This is a genomic window from Pantoea sp. Lij88 (assembly GCF_030062155.1).
GTDB lineage: Bacteria > Pseudomonadota > Gammaproteobacteria > Enterobacterales > Enterobacteriaceae > Pantoea.
Genome location: NZ_CP118269.1, coordinates 749,010 through 763,535, shown reverse-complemented (window position 1 = coordinate 763,535; position 14,526 = coordinate 749,010). Strand labels below are relative to the sequence as shown.

The 14,526-nt window shown below is 55.5% G+C and carries 12 protein-coding genes; 2 read left to right on the top strand and 10 right to left on the bottom strand.

The window, feature by feature from the left end; all coding sequences use genetic code 11:
- The first annotated feature begins 51 nt into the window (after positions 1–51).
- On the top strand, positions 52–957 hold the full coding sequence (locus tag PU624_RS07505; RefSeq protein ID WP_009087111.1) for a LysR family transcriptional regulator ArgP: 906 nt from the start codon (positions 52–54) through the stop codon (positions 955–957).
- Between the two features lie 32 nt (positions 958–989).
- Here PU624_RS07505 and PU624_RS07500 read toward each other — a convergent pair whose 3' ends face one another.
- The 7 genes from PU624_RS07500 to tkt form a co-directional block, all read right to left on the bottom strand.
- On the bottom strand, positions 990–1,712 hold the full coding sequence (locus PU624_RS07500) for an oxidative stress defense protein (protein WP_283547142.1): 723 nt from the start codon (positions 1,710–1,712) through the stop codon (positions 990–992).
- A 144-nt stretch (positions 1,713–1,856) separates the two neighbouring features.
- Positions 1,857–2,480 (bottom strand): arginine exporter ArgO, encoded by a 624-nt coding sequence (argO, locus tag PU624_RS07495; protein ID WP_283547141.1) that lies wholly within the window; start codon positions 2,478–2,480, stop codon positions 1,857–1,859.
- A gap of 124 nt (positions 2,481–2,604) precedes the next feature.
- Positions 2,605–3,486 carry a small-conductance mechanosensitive channel MscS gene (gene mscS / locus PU624_RS07490; RefSeq protein ID WP_283547140.1) on the bottom strand — a complete coding sequence of 294 codons (882 nt, stop codon included), beginning with the start codon at positions 3,484–3,486 and terminating at the stop codon, positions 2,605–2,607.
- A 190-nt stretch (positions 3,487–3,676) separates the two neighbouring features.
- A complete protein-coding gene (fbaA, locus tag PU624_RS07485) occupies positions 3,677–4,756 on the bottom strand; it encodes a class II fructose-bisphosphate aldolase (protein WP_283547139.1) in 1,080 nt (359 codons plus the stop codon).
- Positions 4,757–4,861: 105 nt separating this feature from the next.
- A complete protein-coding gene (gene pgk / locus PU624_RS07480) occupies positions 4,862–6,025 on the bottom strand; it encodes a phosphoglycerate kinase (protein ID WP_283547138.1) in 1,164 nt (387 codons plus the stop codon).
- A 51-nt stretch (positions 6,026–6,076) separates the two neighbouring features.
- The gene (gene epd / locus PU624_RS07475) at positions 6,077–7,096 is read right to left on the bottom strand and encodes an erythrose-4-phosphate dehydrogenase (RefSeq protein ID WP_283547137.1); all 1,020 of its coding nucleotides are present in this window, start codon (positions 7,094–7,096) and stop codon (positions 6,077–6,079) included.
- Between the two features lie 315 nt (positions 7,097–7,411).
- Entirely contained in the window at positions 7,412–9,406 is a 1,995-nt protein-coding gene (gene tkt / locus PU624_RS07470) for a transketolase (RefSeq protein ID WP_283547136.1), read from the bottom strand.
- 271 nt (positions 9,407–9,677) lie between these two features.
- Here tkt and loiP point away from each other — a divergent pair, with 271 nt between their 5' ends.
- Positions 9,678–10,433 (top strand): metalloprotease LoiP, encoded by a 756-nt coding sequence (gene loiP / locus PU624_RS07465; RefSeq protein ID WP_283547135.1) that lies wholly within the window; start codon positions 9,678–9,680, stop codon positions 10,431–10,433.
- A gap of 54 nt (positions 10,434–10,487) precedes the next feature.
- Here loiP and PU624_RS07460 read toward each other — a convergent pair whose 3' ends face one another.
- From PU624_RS07460 to speA, 3 genes are all read right to left on the bottom strand, one after another.
- Positions 10,488–10,898 carry a YidB family protein gene (locus PU624_RS07460; protein WP_283547134.1) on the bottom strand — a complete coding sequence of 137 codons (411 nt, stop codon included), beginning with the start codon at positions 10,896–10,898 and terminating at the stop codon, positions 10,488–10,490.
- Between the two features lie 190 nt (positions 10,899–11,088).
- Entirely contained in the window at positions 11,089–12,009 is a 921-nt protein-coding gene (gene speB, locus PU624_RS07455; RefSeq protein ID WP_090965875.1) for an agmatinase, read from the bottom strand.
- A 170-nt stretch (positions 12,010–12,179) separates the two neighbouring features.
- Positions 12,180–14,156: a biosynthetic arginine decarboxylase gene (gene speA / locus PU624_RS07450; RefSeq protein WP_090965877.1), complete on the bottom strand. Its 1,977-nt coding sequence runs from the start codon at positions 14,154–14,156 to the stop codon at positions 12,180–12,182.
- Positions 14,157–14,526: the final 370 nt, after the last annotated feature.

Sequence of the window (14,526 nt, the reverse complement as noted above, 5' to 3'; positions counted from 1 at the left end):
GTGACACTTTTGTGGCATAGTGACGTCCACCCTGAAGGAGAGAAAAGAATAATGAAACGCCCGGATTATCGAACGCTTCAGGCGCTGGATTCAGTGATCCGCGAACGCGGATTTGAACGTGCCGCACAAAAATTGTGTATCACCCAGTCGGCGGTTTCACAGCGTATCAAGCAGCTGGAGAACCTGTTTGGGCAGCCGCTGCTGGTGCGAACCGTGCCGCCGCGTCCGACCGAACAGGGTCAGAAACTGCTGGCATTGCTGCATCAGGTTGAGCTGCTGGAAGAGGAGTGGCTGGGCGATGAGAACAGTGGCACCACGCCGCTGCTGCTGTCGCTGGCGGTCAACGCCGACAGTCTGGCGACCTGGCTGCTGCCTGCGCTGAAAGATGTGCTGGCAGATTCCCCGGTTCGCCTGAATCTGCAGGTCGAAGATGAAACCCGCACCCAGGAGCGTCTGCGTCGGGGTGAAGTGGTGGGTGCGGTGAGTATTCAGCCGCAGCCGCTGCCCAGTTGCCTGGTGGATCAGCTCGGCGCGCTCGACTATCTGTTTGTCGCGTCCCGCGATTTTGCCGATCGCTTCTTCCCTAACGGCGTCACCCGCTCAGCCCTGCTGAAAGCGCCTGCGGTGGCATTTGACCATCTTGATGATATGCATCAGGCCTTCCTGCAGCAGAACTTTGATCTTTCACCGGGCAGCGTACCCTGCCACATCGTGAACTCCTCGGAAGCCTTTGTGCAGATGGCGCGGCAGGGTTCGACCTGCTGTATGATCCCGCATCTGCAGATTGAGCGTGAGCTGGCGAGCGGTGAGTTAATCGATTTGACGCCGGGTCTGTATCAGCGCCGGATGCTTTACTGGCATCGCTTTGCGCCGGAAAGCCGGTTAATGCGTCGGGTGACCGATGCGCTGATTGCGCATGGACATCGGGTGCTGCGTCAGGATGACGTGGCAGCCTGAAAACAAAAACGGGGCGAGAGCCCCGTTTTGCATTATGGCGTGTTGGGCTTGATCTCAAACACCACATCAACCTGATCGTCAAAGTTGATGCTCTGCTGATCGTAGGTCTCCTGCGCCGTGGTATCTGCCGCTGCGGCCGCTTTATACATGCGGTTCATAGGCATCGGCTGATAGTTGGCAACCTGATAACGAATGCTGTAGATCGATCCCAGCTTCGCGTTAAAGCCTTCAGCCAGTTCAGATGCCTGCTGAGTCGCGTTTTTAATCGCTGCTTTACGCGCCTGCTCTTTGTAGCTCTCCGGGTTAGCCACGCCTAACTCGACGCTGCGCACCTCATTCAGACCGGACTTCAGCGCCCCGTCCAGCAGATCATTCAGCTTATCCAGCTGACGCAGGGTGACCTGTACCTGACGCACCGCACGGTAGCCTTTCAGTACCGATTTACCCTCTTTGGTGTAATCGTATTCTGGCTGCGTGCTCAGGTTAGCCGCATCAATATCTTTCTTCTCAATGCCGTTTTTCTGCAGAAAATCGAAATATTGCGCAACCCGGCTATCTGCCTGCTTTTTCGCATCTGCGGCATCTTTTGACGACACGTTCACCACGATAGAGAGCGTCGCGATATCTGGACGGGCATCGACCGTTGCCTTGCCTGAGGTCACCACGTGCGGTCCGTTTGGTAACTCATCAGCGTGTACGCCAGGCAATGCCCCGGCGCTCATGATTGCGGCCAGAGCCAATGCTTTCAGTTTCATGAAAGTCCTCCTTGAAAAGGTCACTATGACGGCTTCCAACTGGCGAAGCCCAAAAGCGCATCGGTATGCGCCATGCTTTGAGTGGTCATTATGACAAAAGTTCGCCCTCAGCGCGGCAATTACCGCCACGGATCGGGGCAGAGATCAAAAACCGGCAATCCCCTGGCGCGCAAGCTGCAGGGCGATAAACCCCATCACAGCCCCCACCAGCAGGTTAATAATACGCTGTGCTTTCGCGGTTCTCAGGCGTGGTGACAGCCACGCGGCCAGCAGAGCCAGACCGAAGAACCACAGGATCGACGCGCTGATGGTACCCAGCGCAAACCACTGACGCGCCGTGGTGGTTGGCAACTGACCGCCAAGACTGCCGAGCACCACAAAGGTGTCGAGATAGACGTGCGGGTTGAGCCAGGTCACCGCCAGCAGCGTCGCGATAATGCGCCCCCGGCTCTGCTTTAACGGCTCGCCATCCGACAGATCGGCGTCGCCGCGAAAGGCGCTTCGCAGTGCACCGCAGCCATACCAGAGCAAGAAGGCTACGCCCGCCCAGGTGATGACCATCAGCAGCAGCGGAGACTGGCTCAGCAAGGCGCTGCCGCCAAAGATGCCGCCGCATATCAGCAGAATATCGCTCAGCGAGCAGAGTGCTGCCGTCGTCAGGTGATATTGACGCTTCACACCCTGATTCATTACAAACGCGTTTTGCGGCCCCAGCGGCAGGATCAGCGCGGCACCCAGGGCAAGCCCCTGAAAGTAGAGAGATAACACAGGATTACGTCCTCACATCGTCAGATGTGGAGAAGTATAAAGAGAGAGGATGATTAGCGGAAATTGAAAGAATTAATCTGCGATTAGCAAAGTTAATGGGCGACAGATGCCGCCCATTGACTGATTACTGCGGCTGAACCTGCGTTTCGGCGGCTTCAGGCGCGGATTTCTGATGCAGATGCACATCCATCTGCGGGTATGGAATGCCAATGCCTTTTGAATCCAGCGCACGCTTGAAATTCTTCAGCAGATCCCAGTAAACATCCTGCAGGTCTCCGCTATTGCTCCAGCAACGCACGACAAAGTTCATTGAAGATGCAGCCAGTTCGTTAAGACCGATCTGAATGCCCTTCTCTTTCAGTACGCGGCTATCGGCTTCAACCACCTGCTGCAGTAAGGCGATCACTTCATCTACATCCGCTTCATAAGCGACGCCAATGATAAATTCGTTGCGACGAACCGGCTCACGCGAGAAGTTGACGATGTTTCCGCTGATAATCTTACCGTTTGGCACGACGACAATTTTGCCATCACCGGTGCGGAGCGTGGTGGAGAAAATCTGCACATGCAGCACGGTGCCCATCACGCCGCCCAGATCGACGAACTCGCCGGTGCGGAACGGACGGAAGGTGACCAGCAGAACGCCTGCAGCCAGGTTTGAGAGCGACCCCTGCAAGGCCAGACCCACGGCCAGACCAGCAGCACCCAGAACGGCAATCACCGAGGCAGTCTGTACCCCAATGCGTCCCAGCGCGGCGATAATGGTGAAGGCGATAACACCGTAACGCACCAGTGCGGAGAGGAAGTCCGCTACGGTCGCGTCGATGTGACGGGCGAGTAGCAGGCGATTCACGGCATTAGAGATGATACGGGCGATGAGCATCCCGATAATCATGATGGCAATAGCCGCAACGATATTCACGGCATAGCTGATGATCAGCGCCTGATTGCGAACCAGCCAGTTACCTGCGTTATTTAAGCCGTCGACGACGTGTAAATCTTCCATTAATAAGCCCTGTTGTTAGATTCCCACCGGGAATGAAAAAACTGCCAGATGACATCCGACACCCTGCCATCAAGGGTAATCAATTATCCCCTGAAGTGCCAAACCGTCGGGCGTTTGAGTCCTTTTTTCCAGAAATGATGTATAAAAAAAGGCCCTTCCGGGCCTTTTTTGTACTGACAAAAATATTCAGTTACAGAACGTCGACAGCGTTAAGCTCTTTGAAAGCCTGCTCCAGACGCACGACCATAGAGGCCTGGGCAGAACGCAGCCAGACGCGTGGATCGTAGTATTTCTTGTTTGGCTTGTCGTCGCCTTCCGGGTTACCCAGCTGCGACTGCAGATAGCCTTCGTTCTTTTTGTAGTACTGCAGGATGCCGTCCCAGGTTGCCCATTGGGTATCGGTATCGATGTTCATCTTGATCACGCCGTAGCTGATAGACTCTTCGATTTCTGCAGCAGAAGAACCTGAACCGCCGTGGAAAACGAAGTCCAGCGCGTTGTGCGGCAGGCCATGTTTTTCACAGACGAATTTCTGCGAATCACGCAGAATGGTCGGGGTCAGTTTCACGTTACCTGGCTTGTAAACGCCGTGTACGTTACCGAATGAAGCCGCAATGGTGAAACGCGGGCTGATAGCATTCAGTTTTTCGTAGGCGTAGTTCACATCTTCTGGCTGGGTGTAAAGCGCTGATGCGTCCATATGGCTGTTATCAACGCCATCTTCTTCACCACCGGTGCAGCCCAGTTCGATTTCCAGCGTCATGTCGAGTTTCGCCATGCGCGCCAGGTACTTGCTGCTGATTTCGATGTTCTCTTCCAGTGACTCTTCTGACAGGTCGATCATGTGAGAAGAGAACAGTGGCTTACCGTTTTTCTGGAAGTACTCTTCACCCGCGTCCAGCAGACCGTCGATCCATGGCAGCAGTTTCTTAGCACAGTGGTCAGTGTGCAGGATAACCGGCACGCCATACTGCTCTGCCATCAGGTGAACATGCTGTGCTCCGGAGATAGCGCCGAAGATTGCCGCGCCCTGTGGTTTGTCAGTTTTGAAGCCTTTACCGGCGATAAATGCAGCACCACCGTTAGAGAACTGGATGATGATTGGCGCTTTAACTTTCGCCGCTGCTTCCAGTGCCGCATTGATAGAGTCGGTGCCGACGCAGTTCACGGCTGGCAGTGCGAATTTGTTCTCTTTCGCAACTTTGAAGATCTTCTGTACGTCATCACCAGTGACAACGCCGGGTTTTACGAAATCAAAAATTTTAGACATGATTGTGTCCTGTTTCGTGACCGTTGTTCCCCTTGAGGAACGTCGATTTAAACGCCCAGACGGGCAAGACTTCAGGCGATGCCGCGAGACATCGCCCCCAAAGGATTACTGCTTCGCACGCTCTTCCAGCATGGCAACTGCAGGCAGTTTTTTGCCTTCCACGAACTCAAGGAACGCGCCGCCGCCGGTAGAGATGTAGGAAATTTTGTCTTCGATGCCGAACAGGTCGATAGCCGCTAAGGTATCGCCGCCGCCTGCAACAGAGAAGGCATCGCTGTCCGCAATGGCGTTAGCCACGATCTCGGTGCCTTTACGGAAGTTAGGGAACTCAAACACGCCCACCGGGCCGTTCCACAGGATGGTTTTAGCATCTTTCAGGATGGCAGCCATGGCCTGAGCGGTTTCATCGCCAAAGTCCATAATCTCTTCGTTATCCGCCACTTCCGAAACCTTTTTCACGGTCGCAGCCGCAGTTTCAGAGAATTCTGTGCCGACGCGTGAGTCAGTTGGAACCGGGATGCCGTGCTGATCGCGCAGGCCTTTAGCCGCTTCAACGAAGTCTGGTTCATACAGTGATTTACCGACATTGTTGTCGATAGCCACGAAGGTGTTTGCGATGCCGCCGCCCACAATCACGGTGTCCGCGATTTTGACCAGAGACTGCAGCACGTCAAATTTGGTAGAGACTTTAGAGCCGCCTACAACAGCCACCAGCGGACGCTCCGGGTTGCTCATGACTTTACCCAGTGCTTCCAGCTCTGCAGAGAGCAGTGGACCGGCACAGGCGATAGGGGCAAATTTGCCGACGCCGTGGGTAGAAGCCTGTGCGCGGTGCGCCGTACCGAACGCGTCCATCACAAATACGTCGCACAGGGCAGCGTATTTTTTAGACAGCGTTTCGTCATCTTTCTTTTCGCCTTTGTTAAAGCGAACGTTTTCCAGCACAACCAGTTCGCCAGCGCCAACGTCAACGCCATCGAGGTAATCTTTTGCCAGGGTCACGGTAGTGCCGCTCAGCTTGTCTTTCAGGTAGTTAACTACCGGCAGCAGCGAGAACTCTTCGTTGTATTCACCTTCGGTCGGACGACCCAGGTGAGAGGTAACCATTACTTTCGCGCCCTGTTTCAACGCCGCTTCAATGGTTGGCAGAGAAGCACGGATACGTGCATCAGACGTCACTTTACCTTCTTTAACTGGTACGTTCAGATCGGCACGGATCAGAACGCGTTTACCAGCCAGATCCAGATCGGTCATCTTAATTACAGACATGGTGAATCCTCTCGTTGATTCTCATAAGTTTTGCCAGACGCAAACCGCGTCTTACCTGAAACCGCTTGCGGCCATCGCTAACGTCGTGTCGAGCATTCGGTTAGCAAAGCCCCATTCATTGTCACACCAGACCAGGGTCTTGATAAGGTGTTGACCGCTTACCCGCGTTTGTGTTCCGTCCACAATGGCACTGTGCGGATCATGGTTAAAATCTACTGAGACTAACGGTAATTCCGTGTAGTCAACTATACCACGAAATGCCCCTTCTGCCGCGCTTCGCAACAAGGTGTTAACGTCACATGCCGTTACCGCGTTATGCACAGAAACGCTGAGATCAATGGCCGTCACGTTAATCGTCGGGACGCGAACGGCTATCGCCTCAAAGCGATCGTTGAATTTCGGAAAAATACGGGTAATGCCTGCCGCCAGACGGGTATCCACCGGGATGATCGACTGACTGGCGGCGCGGGTGCGACGCAGATCGCTGTGATAGGCGTCGATCACCTGCTGATCGTGCATCGCCGAGTGGATCGTGGTGACGGTGCCGGATTCGATACCAAACTCATCATCCAGCAGTTTGATGACCGGGATAATGCAGTTCGTGGTACAGGAAGCGTTGGAAACAATGCGGTCGCTGGCGGTCAGATCCTGCTGGTTAACACCGTACACAACGGTGGCGTCGAGATCGTTTCCGCCGGGATGGGAGAACAGGACTTTTTTAGCACCCGCCTGCAGATGGGCTTCGCCATCGGCCCGTGAGCCATAGACGCCGGTGCAGTCCAGCACCACATCCACGTCGAGTTCACGCCACGGCAGATCGGCAATGTCTGCACGGTGCAGAATGCGCAGGGTATCGCCCCCTACCCACATGACATCGCGCTCCTGGCGGACATCAAAAGCAAAACGGCCATGGCTGGTATCGTATTTCAGCAGGTGCGCCATGCCGGTCGCTTCTGCCAGCTCGTTAATCGCGACCACCGTGATCTCTGCACGTCGGCCCGTCTCATAGAGCGCGCGCAGGACATTGCGTCCAATCCGGCCAAAACCATTTATTGCTACCCGTACCGTCATTTCTCTCCTGCCACGTCAGACTGAAAAAAACGTGCCGTTAGCCTGAGCGTTTCACTGCACTTTGTACAGGAGATTCTTACCCGGCATTGTCCGAAATCAGGGCGGTCTGCCCGACGACTGAAACGGTTCAGCCAGAATAATAGAAGGAAGGAATAACGGGAATGACTGCGATCAATCTGACTGCTTAAATTTGGATCTGCGTCACAAATTGAAGCCTGAATCGGTTATTACTGGAGGAATAAAAAAGGAAAAGGGACGAAAGGCTCGTCCCTCTGATTTCACTGCCAGACGGGAACTGACCCGCCTGGCCGGTTTTTACGCCAGCAGCGCTTTCGCTTTCGCGACCACGTTGTCGACGGTAAAGCCAAACAGTTCGAACAGCTGATCCGCAGGAGCCGATTCGCCGAAGCTGGTCATTCCCACGATAGCGCCGTTCAGGCCGGTGTATTTGAACCAGTAATCGGCAATGCCCGCTTCGATAGCCACGCGAGCGCTGACCGCTTTCGGCAGCACAGATTCACGGTATTCGTCGCTCTGCTTGTCGAAAGCATCCGTTGACGGCATAGAGACCACGCGCACTTTGCGGCCTTCGCTGCTGAGTTTGTCCCAGGCACCCACAGCCAGTTCAACTTCTGAACCGGTGGCGATCAGGATCAGCTCAGGCGTACCGTCGCAATCTTTCAGCACATAACCCCCACGCGCCACGTTAGCCAGCTGTGCAGCATCACGTTCCTGCTGCGCCAGGTTCTGACGGGAGAAGATCAGCGCCGTCGGGCCATCCTGACGTTCGATGGCATATTTCCACGCCACGGCAGATTCGACCTGGTCACATGGACGCCACAGGCTCATGTTTGGGGTGGTGCGCAGGCTCGCCATCTGCTCAACCGGCTGATGCGTCGGGCCATCTTCGCCCAGACCGATAGAGTCGTGGGTGTAGACCATGATCTGACGGATCTTCATCAGTGCCGCCATACGCGCTGCGTTACGCGCATATTCAACGAACATCAGGAAGGTCGCGGTGTAAGGCAGGAAGCCGCCGTGCAGCGCCAGACCGTTGGCGATAGCGGTCATACCGAACTCGCGCACGCCGTAATGGATGTAGTTACCCGCAGCATCTTCGTTGATTGGCTTAGAGCCAGACCAGATAGTCAGGTTGCTCGGCGCCAGGTCGGCTGAGCCGCCCAGGTATTCCGGCAGGATTTTACCAAAGGCTTCAATAGCATTCTGAGAAGCTTTACGGCTGGCGATCTTCGCCGGGTTCGCCTGCAGTTGCTCAACGAATTTCTGAGACTCTTCGTGCCAGTTAGCAGGCAGTTCGTTGCTCACGCGACGTTTGAATTCGGCAGCCAGTTCAGGATGTGCCTGCGCATACGCAGCAAATTTCTCATCCCATGCCGCTTCTTTCGCCTTGCCCGCTTCTTTCGCGTCCCACTCAGCGTAGATGTCAGAAGGAATCACGAACGGTGCGTGGTTCCAGCCCAGCTGTTTGCGGGTCAGTGCGACTTCGTCATCACCCAGCGGTGCGCCGTGTGAATCATGGGTGCCCGCTTTGTTCGGTGAACCGAAGCCGATCACGGTTTTGCACATCAGCAGTGAAGGCTTGTCGCTGACGCTTTTTGCTTCGTCGATCGCTTTTGCAATCGCATCGGCATCGTGACCATCAACGCCGCGCACCACGTGCCAGCCGTACGCTTCAAAGCGCTTAGCGGTGTCATCGGTGAACCAGCCATCGATGTGACCGTCGATAGAGATACCGTTGTCATCATAGAACGCCACCAGTTTGCCCAGCTTCAGCGTTCCGGCCAGAGAGCAGACTTCGTGCGAAATACCTTCCATCATGCAGCCATCACCCATGAAGACATAGGTGTTGTGGTCTACGATGTCATGACCCGGACGGTTGAACTGTGCGGCCAGCGTGCGCTCAGCAATGGCAAAGCCGACGGCGTTCGCGATGCCCTGCCCCAGCGGACCGGTGGTGGTTTCAACGCCCACGGTGTAGCCATATTCAGGGTGACCTGGAGTTTTTGAGTGCAGCTGGCGGAAGTTTTCCAGTTCGCTCAATGGCAGATCGTAACCGGTCAGGTGCAGCAGGCTATAGATCAGCATGGAGCCGTGACCGTTAGAGAGCACGAAACGGTCGCGGTCGGCCCATAGCGGGTTGGTTGGGTTGTGGTTCAGGTAGCCGCGCCAGAGAACTTCAGCGATGTCCGCCATGCCCATTGGGGCACCCGGATGTCCCGATTTCGCTTTCTGTACTGCATCCATACTTAACGCACGAATGGCGTTGGCAAGCTCTTTACGAGAGGGCATTTTCTACTCCAGGTCGGATTAATGCTTCGCACCTTAACTTATTGTTATTAATGAGTTACCGGGCAAAACAAGGAAAAAGTTGCCAATCAATGTACATGAAAATCGGGTCAAAAGTACATGTTGTAAAACGCTAAATGTAGCCGCTTCGTATGGCTTTTCCGGCCAACTCTGCTAGCAAAGTGCAGACTGGCACGCTATAACCAACTCGTTTATTCACCTGACTGAGTTTCAGGTGTTTGTTTTTCTTACCTTGTTATGGATGGGATACAGCATGAAAATCAAAAAAATGGTGTTAGCACTGGGTCTGACAACGCTGCTCAGCGGCTGTCAGGGTCTGGACAATAATGCGCTGATGCAGTCAGGCGCGCAGGCGTATCAGGCTTATTCCCTGAGCGACGATCAGGTTAAACAACTGAGCGACAAATCCTGTGAGCAGATGGACAAAGATAATCAGATTGCGCCCGCTAACAGCGAGTATCAGCAGCGTCTGAACAAGATCGCCGCCGCGCTGGGCGACAACATCAACGGTGTTCCGGCGAACTACAAGGTTTATCAGACCAAAGATGTCAACGCCTGGGCGATGGCAAACGGCTGTATCCGCGTTTACAGCGGCCTGATGGATATGATGACCGACAATGAAGTGGAAGGCGTGCTGGGCCATGAGATGGGCCACGTGGCGTTAGGCCATACGCGTAAGGCGATGCAGGTGGCGTATGCCACGACCGCAGCTCGCACGGCAGCGGCCTCAGTGGGCGGCGTGATCGGTTCACTGTCGCAGTCGCAGCTGGGTGAAATGGGTGAAAAGCTGGTTAATGCTCAGTTCTCTCAGACTCAGGAATCGCAGGCGGATGACTACTCCTACGATCTGATGAAGAAGCGCAACATCAATCCGGAGGGTCTGGTGACCAGCTTCGAAAAACTGGCGAAGCTGGAACAGGGACGTCAGAGCTCAATGTTTGACTCGCACCCGGCTTCTGAAGCACGTGCGGCGCACATCCGTGAGCGTATCGCGGCTGATGCGAAGTAACGCATAACCAGGCGCATGCGCGATGCATGCGCCTGTAGAGTCAGGTCCGGTGGCTTAGCGTTTGAATATCTGATCCACCATCGAACCTAAATCGAGTTTGTTCTCATGCAGCGATGCTTCATCCATATGCCCCTGGGGTGACATCTTGTCGATCAGCTGCGGCAGAATAATCGCCAGCGTGCCCGCCGCGCCTTTAACGTCGGTTCCCAGCTTATCCGCCAGTGACTGCAGCTCCGCCTGACCAACCGCAGAGTGGATGTCGCTGTGTTCAACCGGCTGATTCGTCCCGGTGCCGATCCACGAACCAAACACTTCGCCCAGCCCGCCCTGCTGGAATTTTTGCAGCAGAACCTCAATACCGCCCTGCTCCTGTACCCAGTGCCAGACCGCCTGCAGTTGTCCGGGCAGATGCCCATCACTCTGATTGCCGTGCAGCGACCCCGCCAGTTCGTCAAGAAAGCCCATGATTGCCTCCACGTTGAGAATTGATATCCGTCAGTTTAGTTGCTGATGCGCGGTTACGCCTGAGGCGCGTGCGCTGTCACAAGGGGAAACAATCTGAAGAGGAAGGCGGATGGAGGGTGTTACCGGGACTGCGCCGCATGCGTCGGCGGCGCAAAGCCTGCCGGATTCACCCGGCAGGCTCAGGACAGGATTAGCCTTTGTTCGCCGCCTGAACATGCAGCATATCCAGCGCCAGCGTCGCGGCCGCCAGCGCGGTCAGGTCAGCGTGATCGTAACCCGGAGCCACTTCCACCAGATCCATGCCGACAATGTTCATGCCCTGCAGGCCACGGATCAGTTTGGTCGCTTTATCGGTGGTCAGGCCGCCAATGACCGGCGTGCCGGTGCCAGGCGCATGCGCCGGATCCAGACAGTCGATGTCGAAGGTCAGGTAGATCGGCAGATCGCCAACGGTGCGTTTCACTTCGGCAAGGATATCGTCAACGCTGCGGTCATTGACCTGCGCTGCATCCAGCACGTTGAAGCCCAGGCTCTTGTCGAATTCGGTACGGATACCAATCTGGACAGAGTGCTGTGGATCGATCAGACCCTCTTTCGGCGCGGTAAAGAACATGGTGCCGTGGTCAAAGGTCGGGCCGTTGGAGTAGGTGTCGGTATGCGCATCGAAATGCACCAGCGCCATCTTGCCGAAATGTTTCGCATGGGCGCGCAGCAGTGGCAGCGTGACGTAGTGGTCGCCGCCAAAGGTCATCATGCGCTTGCCATTGGCCAGCAGTTTTTCCGCATGGGCCTGCAATTTGTCAGAGAGATCCTGCGAATCACCGAAGGCGTAAACCAGATCGCCACAGTCAACGACGTTCAGGCGCTGACGCAGGTCGAAATCCCACGGCCAGCGGCAGCCTTCCCAGGCCAGATTGGTGGAGATCTGACGAATCGCGCCAGGGCCCAGGCGGCTGCCCGGACGACCCGAGGTAGCAGCATCAAACGGCACGCCGGTAATCACCCACTCAGCGTCGCTGTCATAAGGCTGGAAATTCAGCGGAAAGCGCATAAATCCAAAGGCGTTAGAAACCAGGGAGTTGTCGTACTGATTGCCAAGCGTGTTATACATAATTGCTCTCTCTATGTGCGTAAGTCGGGCCAGGCCCGCAAGCCATTAAGGTTGAGATAAAAAAAATCCCCTCCGCGTCGTTAGGCCCGACGAGGAAGGGATTGAGTGAGTCAGATTATCGACATAGTTAACGGCAACTGCAATATGCGATTGCGGGCTGCCGGGGCCGATTATTCATCTTCTAAATAGGTGTATCCGTAGAGGCCGCTCTCAAACTCTTCCAGGAACTGCGCGCGCAGCTCTTCGTCGAGATCGGACGCCTGCACCTGATTGCGGAACAGCGCCATCAACTCGTTAGGATCAAGCTGCACGTAACGCAGCATGTCTGCCACGGTGTCGCCTTCATCGGAGAGCTGGACTTCCACATCGCCATTTTCGCGTGCGTAGACATCCACCGCTTCGGTGTCACCGAACAGGTTATGCATGTTGCCCAGGATTTCCTGATAAGCACCAACCATGAAGAAGCCCAGCATTGGCGGGTTATCCAGGTCATATTCCGGCATCGGCATGGTGGTCGCGATACCGTCGCCATCCACATAGTGATCGATGGTGCCATCGGAGTCACAGGTAATGTCGAGCAGCACGGCGCGGCGCTCCGGCTTCTTGTTCAGCCCTTCCAGCGGCAGTACCGGGAACAGCTGATCGATACCCCACGCATCCGGCATGGACTGGAACAGCGAGAAGTTAACGTAGATCTTATCCGCCATCCGCTCCTGCAGTTCGTCGATGATTGGACGGTGCGCACGGTTGCTGGGATCGAGATGCTGCTGGATATAGTGGCAGATGCTCAGATAGAGCTGCTCAGCCCATGAACGCTGTTTGAGATCGTAGGTGCCTGACGAGTAGCCTGTGTGGATATCAAACAGATCCATCTGGCTGTCGTGCAGCCATTCACGCAGCGAACGGCGGGTGCTCGGCTCGTGCATCTCCTGCCAGGTTTCCCACATGCTGAGGATCGGGCGCGGCGCATCCGCATCCGGCGTTTCAGGTTCGCTGAACTCGTTACGCTCCACACCAATGATGTTGGAGACCAGCACCGTGTGGTGCGCGGTCACGGCACGACCCGACTCGGTAATCACCGTCGGATGCTCCAGACCGTGCTCATCACAGGCCGCACCAATCGCCCAGATCACGTTGTTAGCGTATTCATTCAGGCCATAGTTGACCGAGCAGTCAGACTGCGAGCGCGTTCCTTCGTAATCGACGCCCAGACCGCCGCCGACGTCGAAGCATTTGATGTTAACGCCCAGCTTCGCGAGTTCGACGTAGAAGCGCGCCGACTCACGCACGCCGGTAGCGATGTCGCGGATGTTGGACATCTGCGAACCCAGATGGAAGTGCAGCAGCTGCAGGCTGTCGATGCGACCCGCTTCGCGCATGATCTCAACCAGTTTCAGCACCTGAGTAGCGGACAGGCCAAACTTCGACTTTTCGCCGCCGCTCGACTGCCATTTACCGGAGCCCTGAGAAGCCAGACGCGCACGGATACCGAGACGCGGCACTACATTCAGACGCTCCGCTTCCTCCAGCACCAGGCGGACTTCCGTCATCTTCTCCAGCACCAGATAGACCTTGTGGCCCATCTTCTCGCCGATCAGTGCCAGACGAATATATTCGCGGTCTTTGTAGCCGTTACAGACGATGACTGAACGGGTCTGACCGGCGTGCGCCAGCACGGCCATCAGCTCGGCTTTAGAGCCCGCTTCCAGTCCCAGCGGTTCGCCGGAGTGGATCAGCGACTCGATGACGCGTTTGTGCTGGTTAACTTTGATGGGGTAAACCAGGAAGTAGTCGCCTTTATAACCGTAAGATTCACGCGCACGTTTAAAGGCGGCGTTAATCGAACGCAGACGATGCTGCAGAATCTGTGGGAAGCAGAACAGCGCGGGCAGACGCTGGCCCTGTGCTTCGCGCTCTTTAACCAGACGGGCTAAGTCGACGCGCACGTCTGGACGATCCGGATCGGGGCAGACACTGATGTGGCCCAGTTCGTTAACGTCGTAATAGTTGTTGCCCCACCAGGCGATGTTGTAAGTACGCAACATTTTGCTCGCATCCTGATCGTTCATTGCAACCTCCTGCATGGAGCGGAGTGCACCCTGTTCGCCAGCTGACGAACCTTTGATATTCTTCATGTCGTCAGACATCGCGAACCTCAATTTTCCGTTGAAAGATAAAACTGTTAACCGGCTTTATGGCCGCTAATCTGAAAATCTGTTGCCACATTAAACGCAATGTCCTGTTCACCTGACGTTGCCGTCAGCGCGATTCACGCATGAGAGTTAAGTGTAAAACACCCTGGTCATCTCCGTTTAAACAGAGAACATTTAGTTTTGTATTGACCATGGATAACCTGCGTCGTTCCGCTGCGCGGACGCAGAGAAGAGACAAACTTGCCAGAACAGAGATAGAGATTAGCCGGCGCCTGTGTCGGTAAAATTACCGCATCGGACATATTGTCGGCAGGAAACAGAAACTGATGGGAGGCAGGAGAGAGCCAGCGCAGCGCCGCAGCGC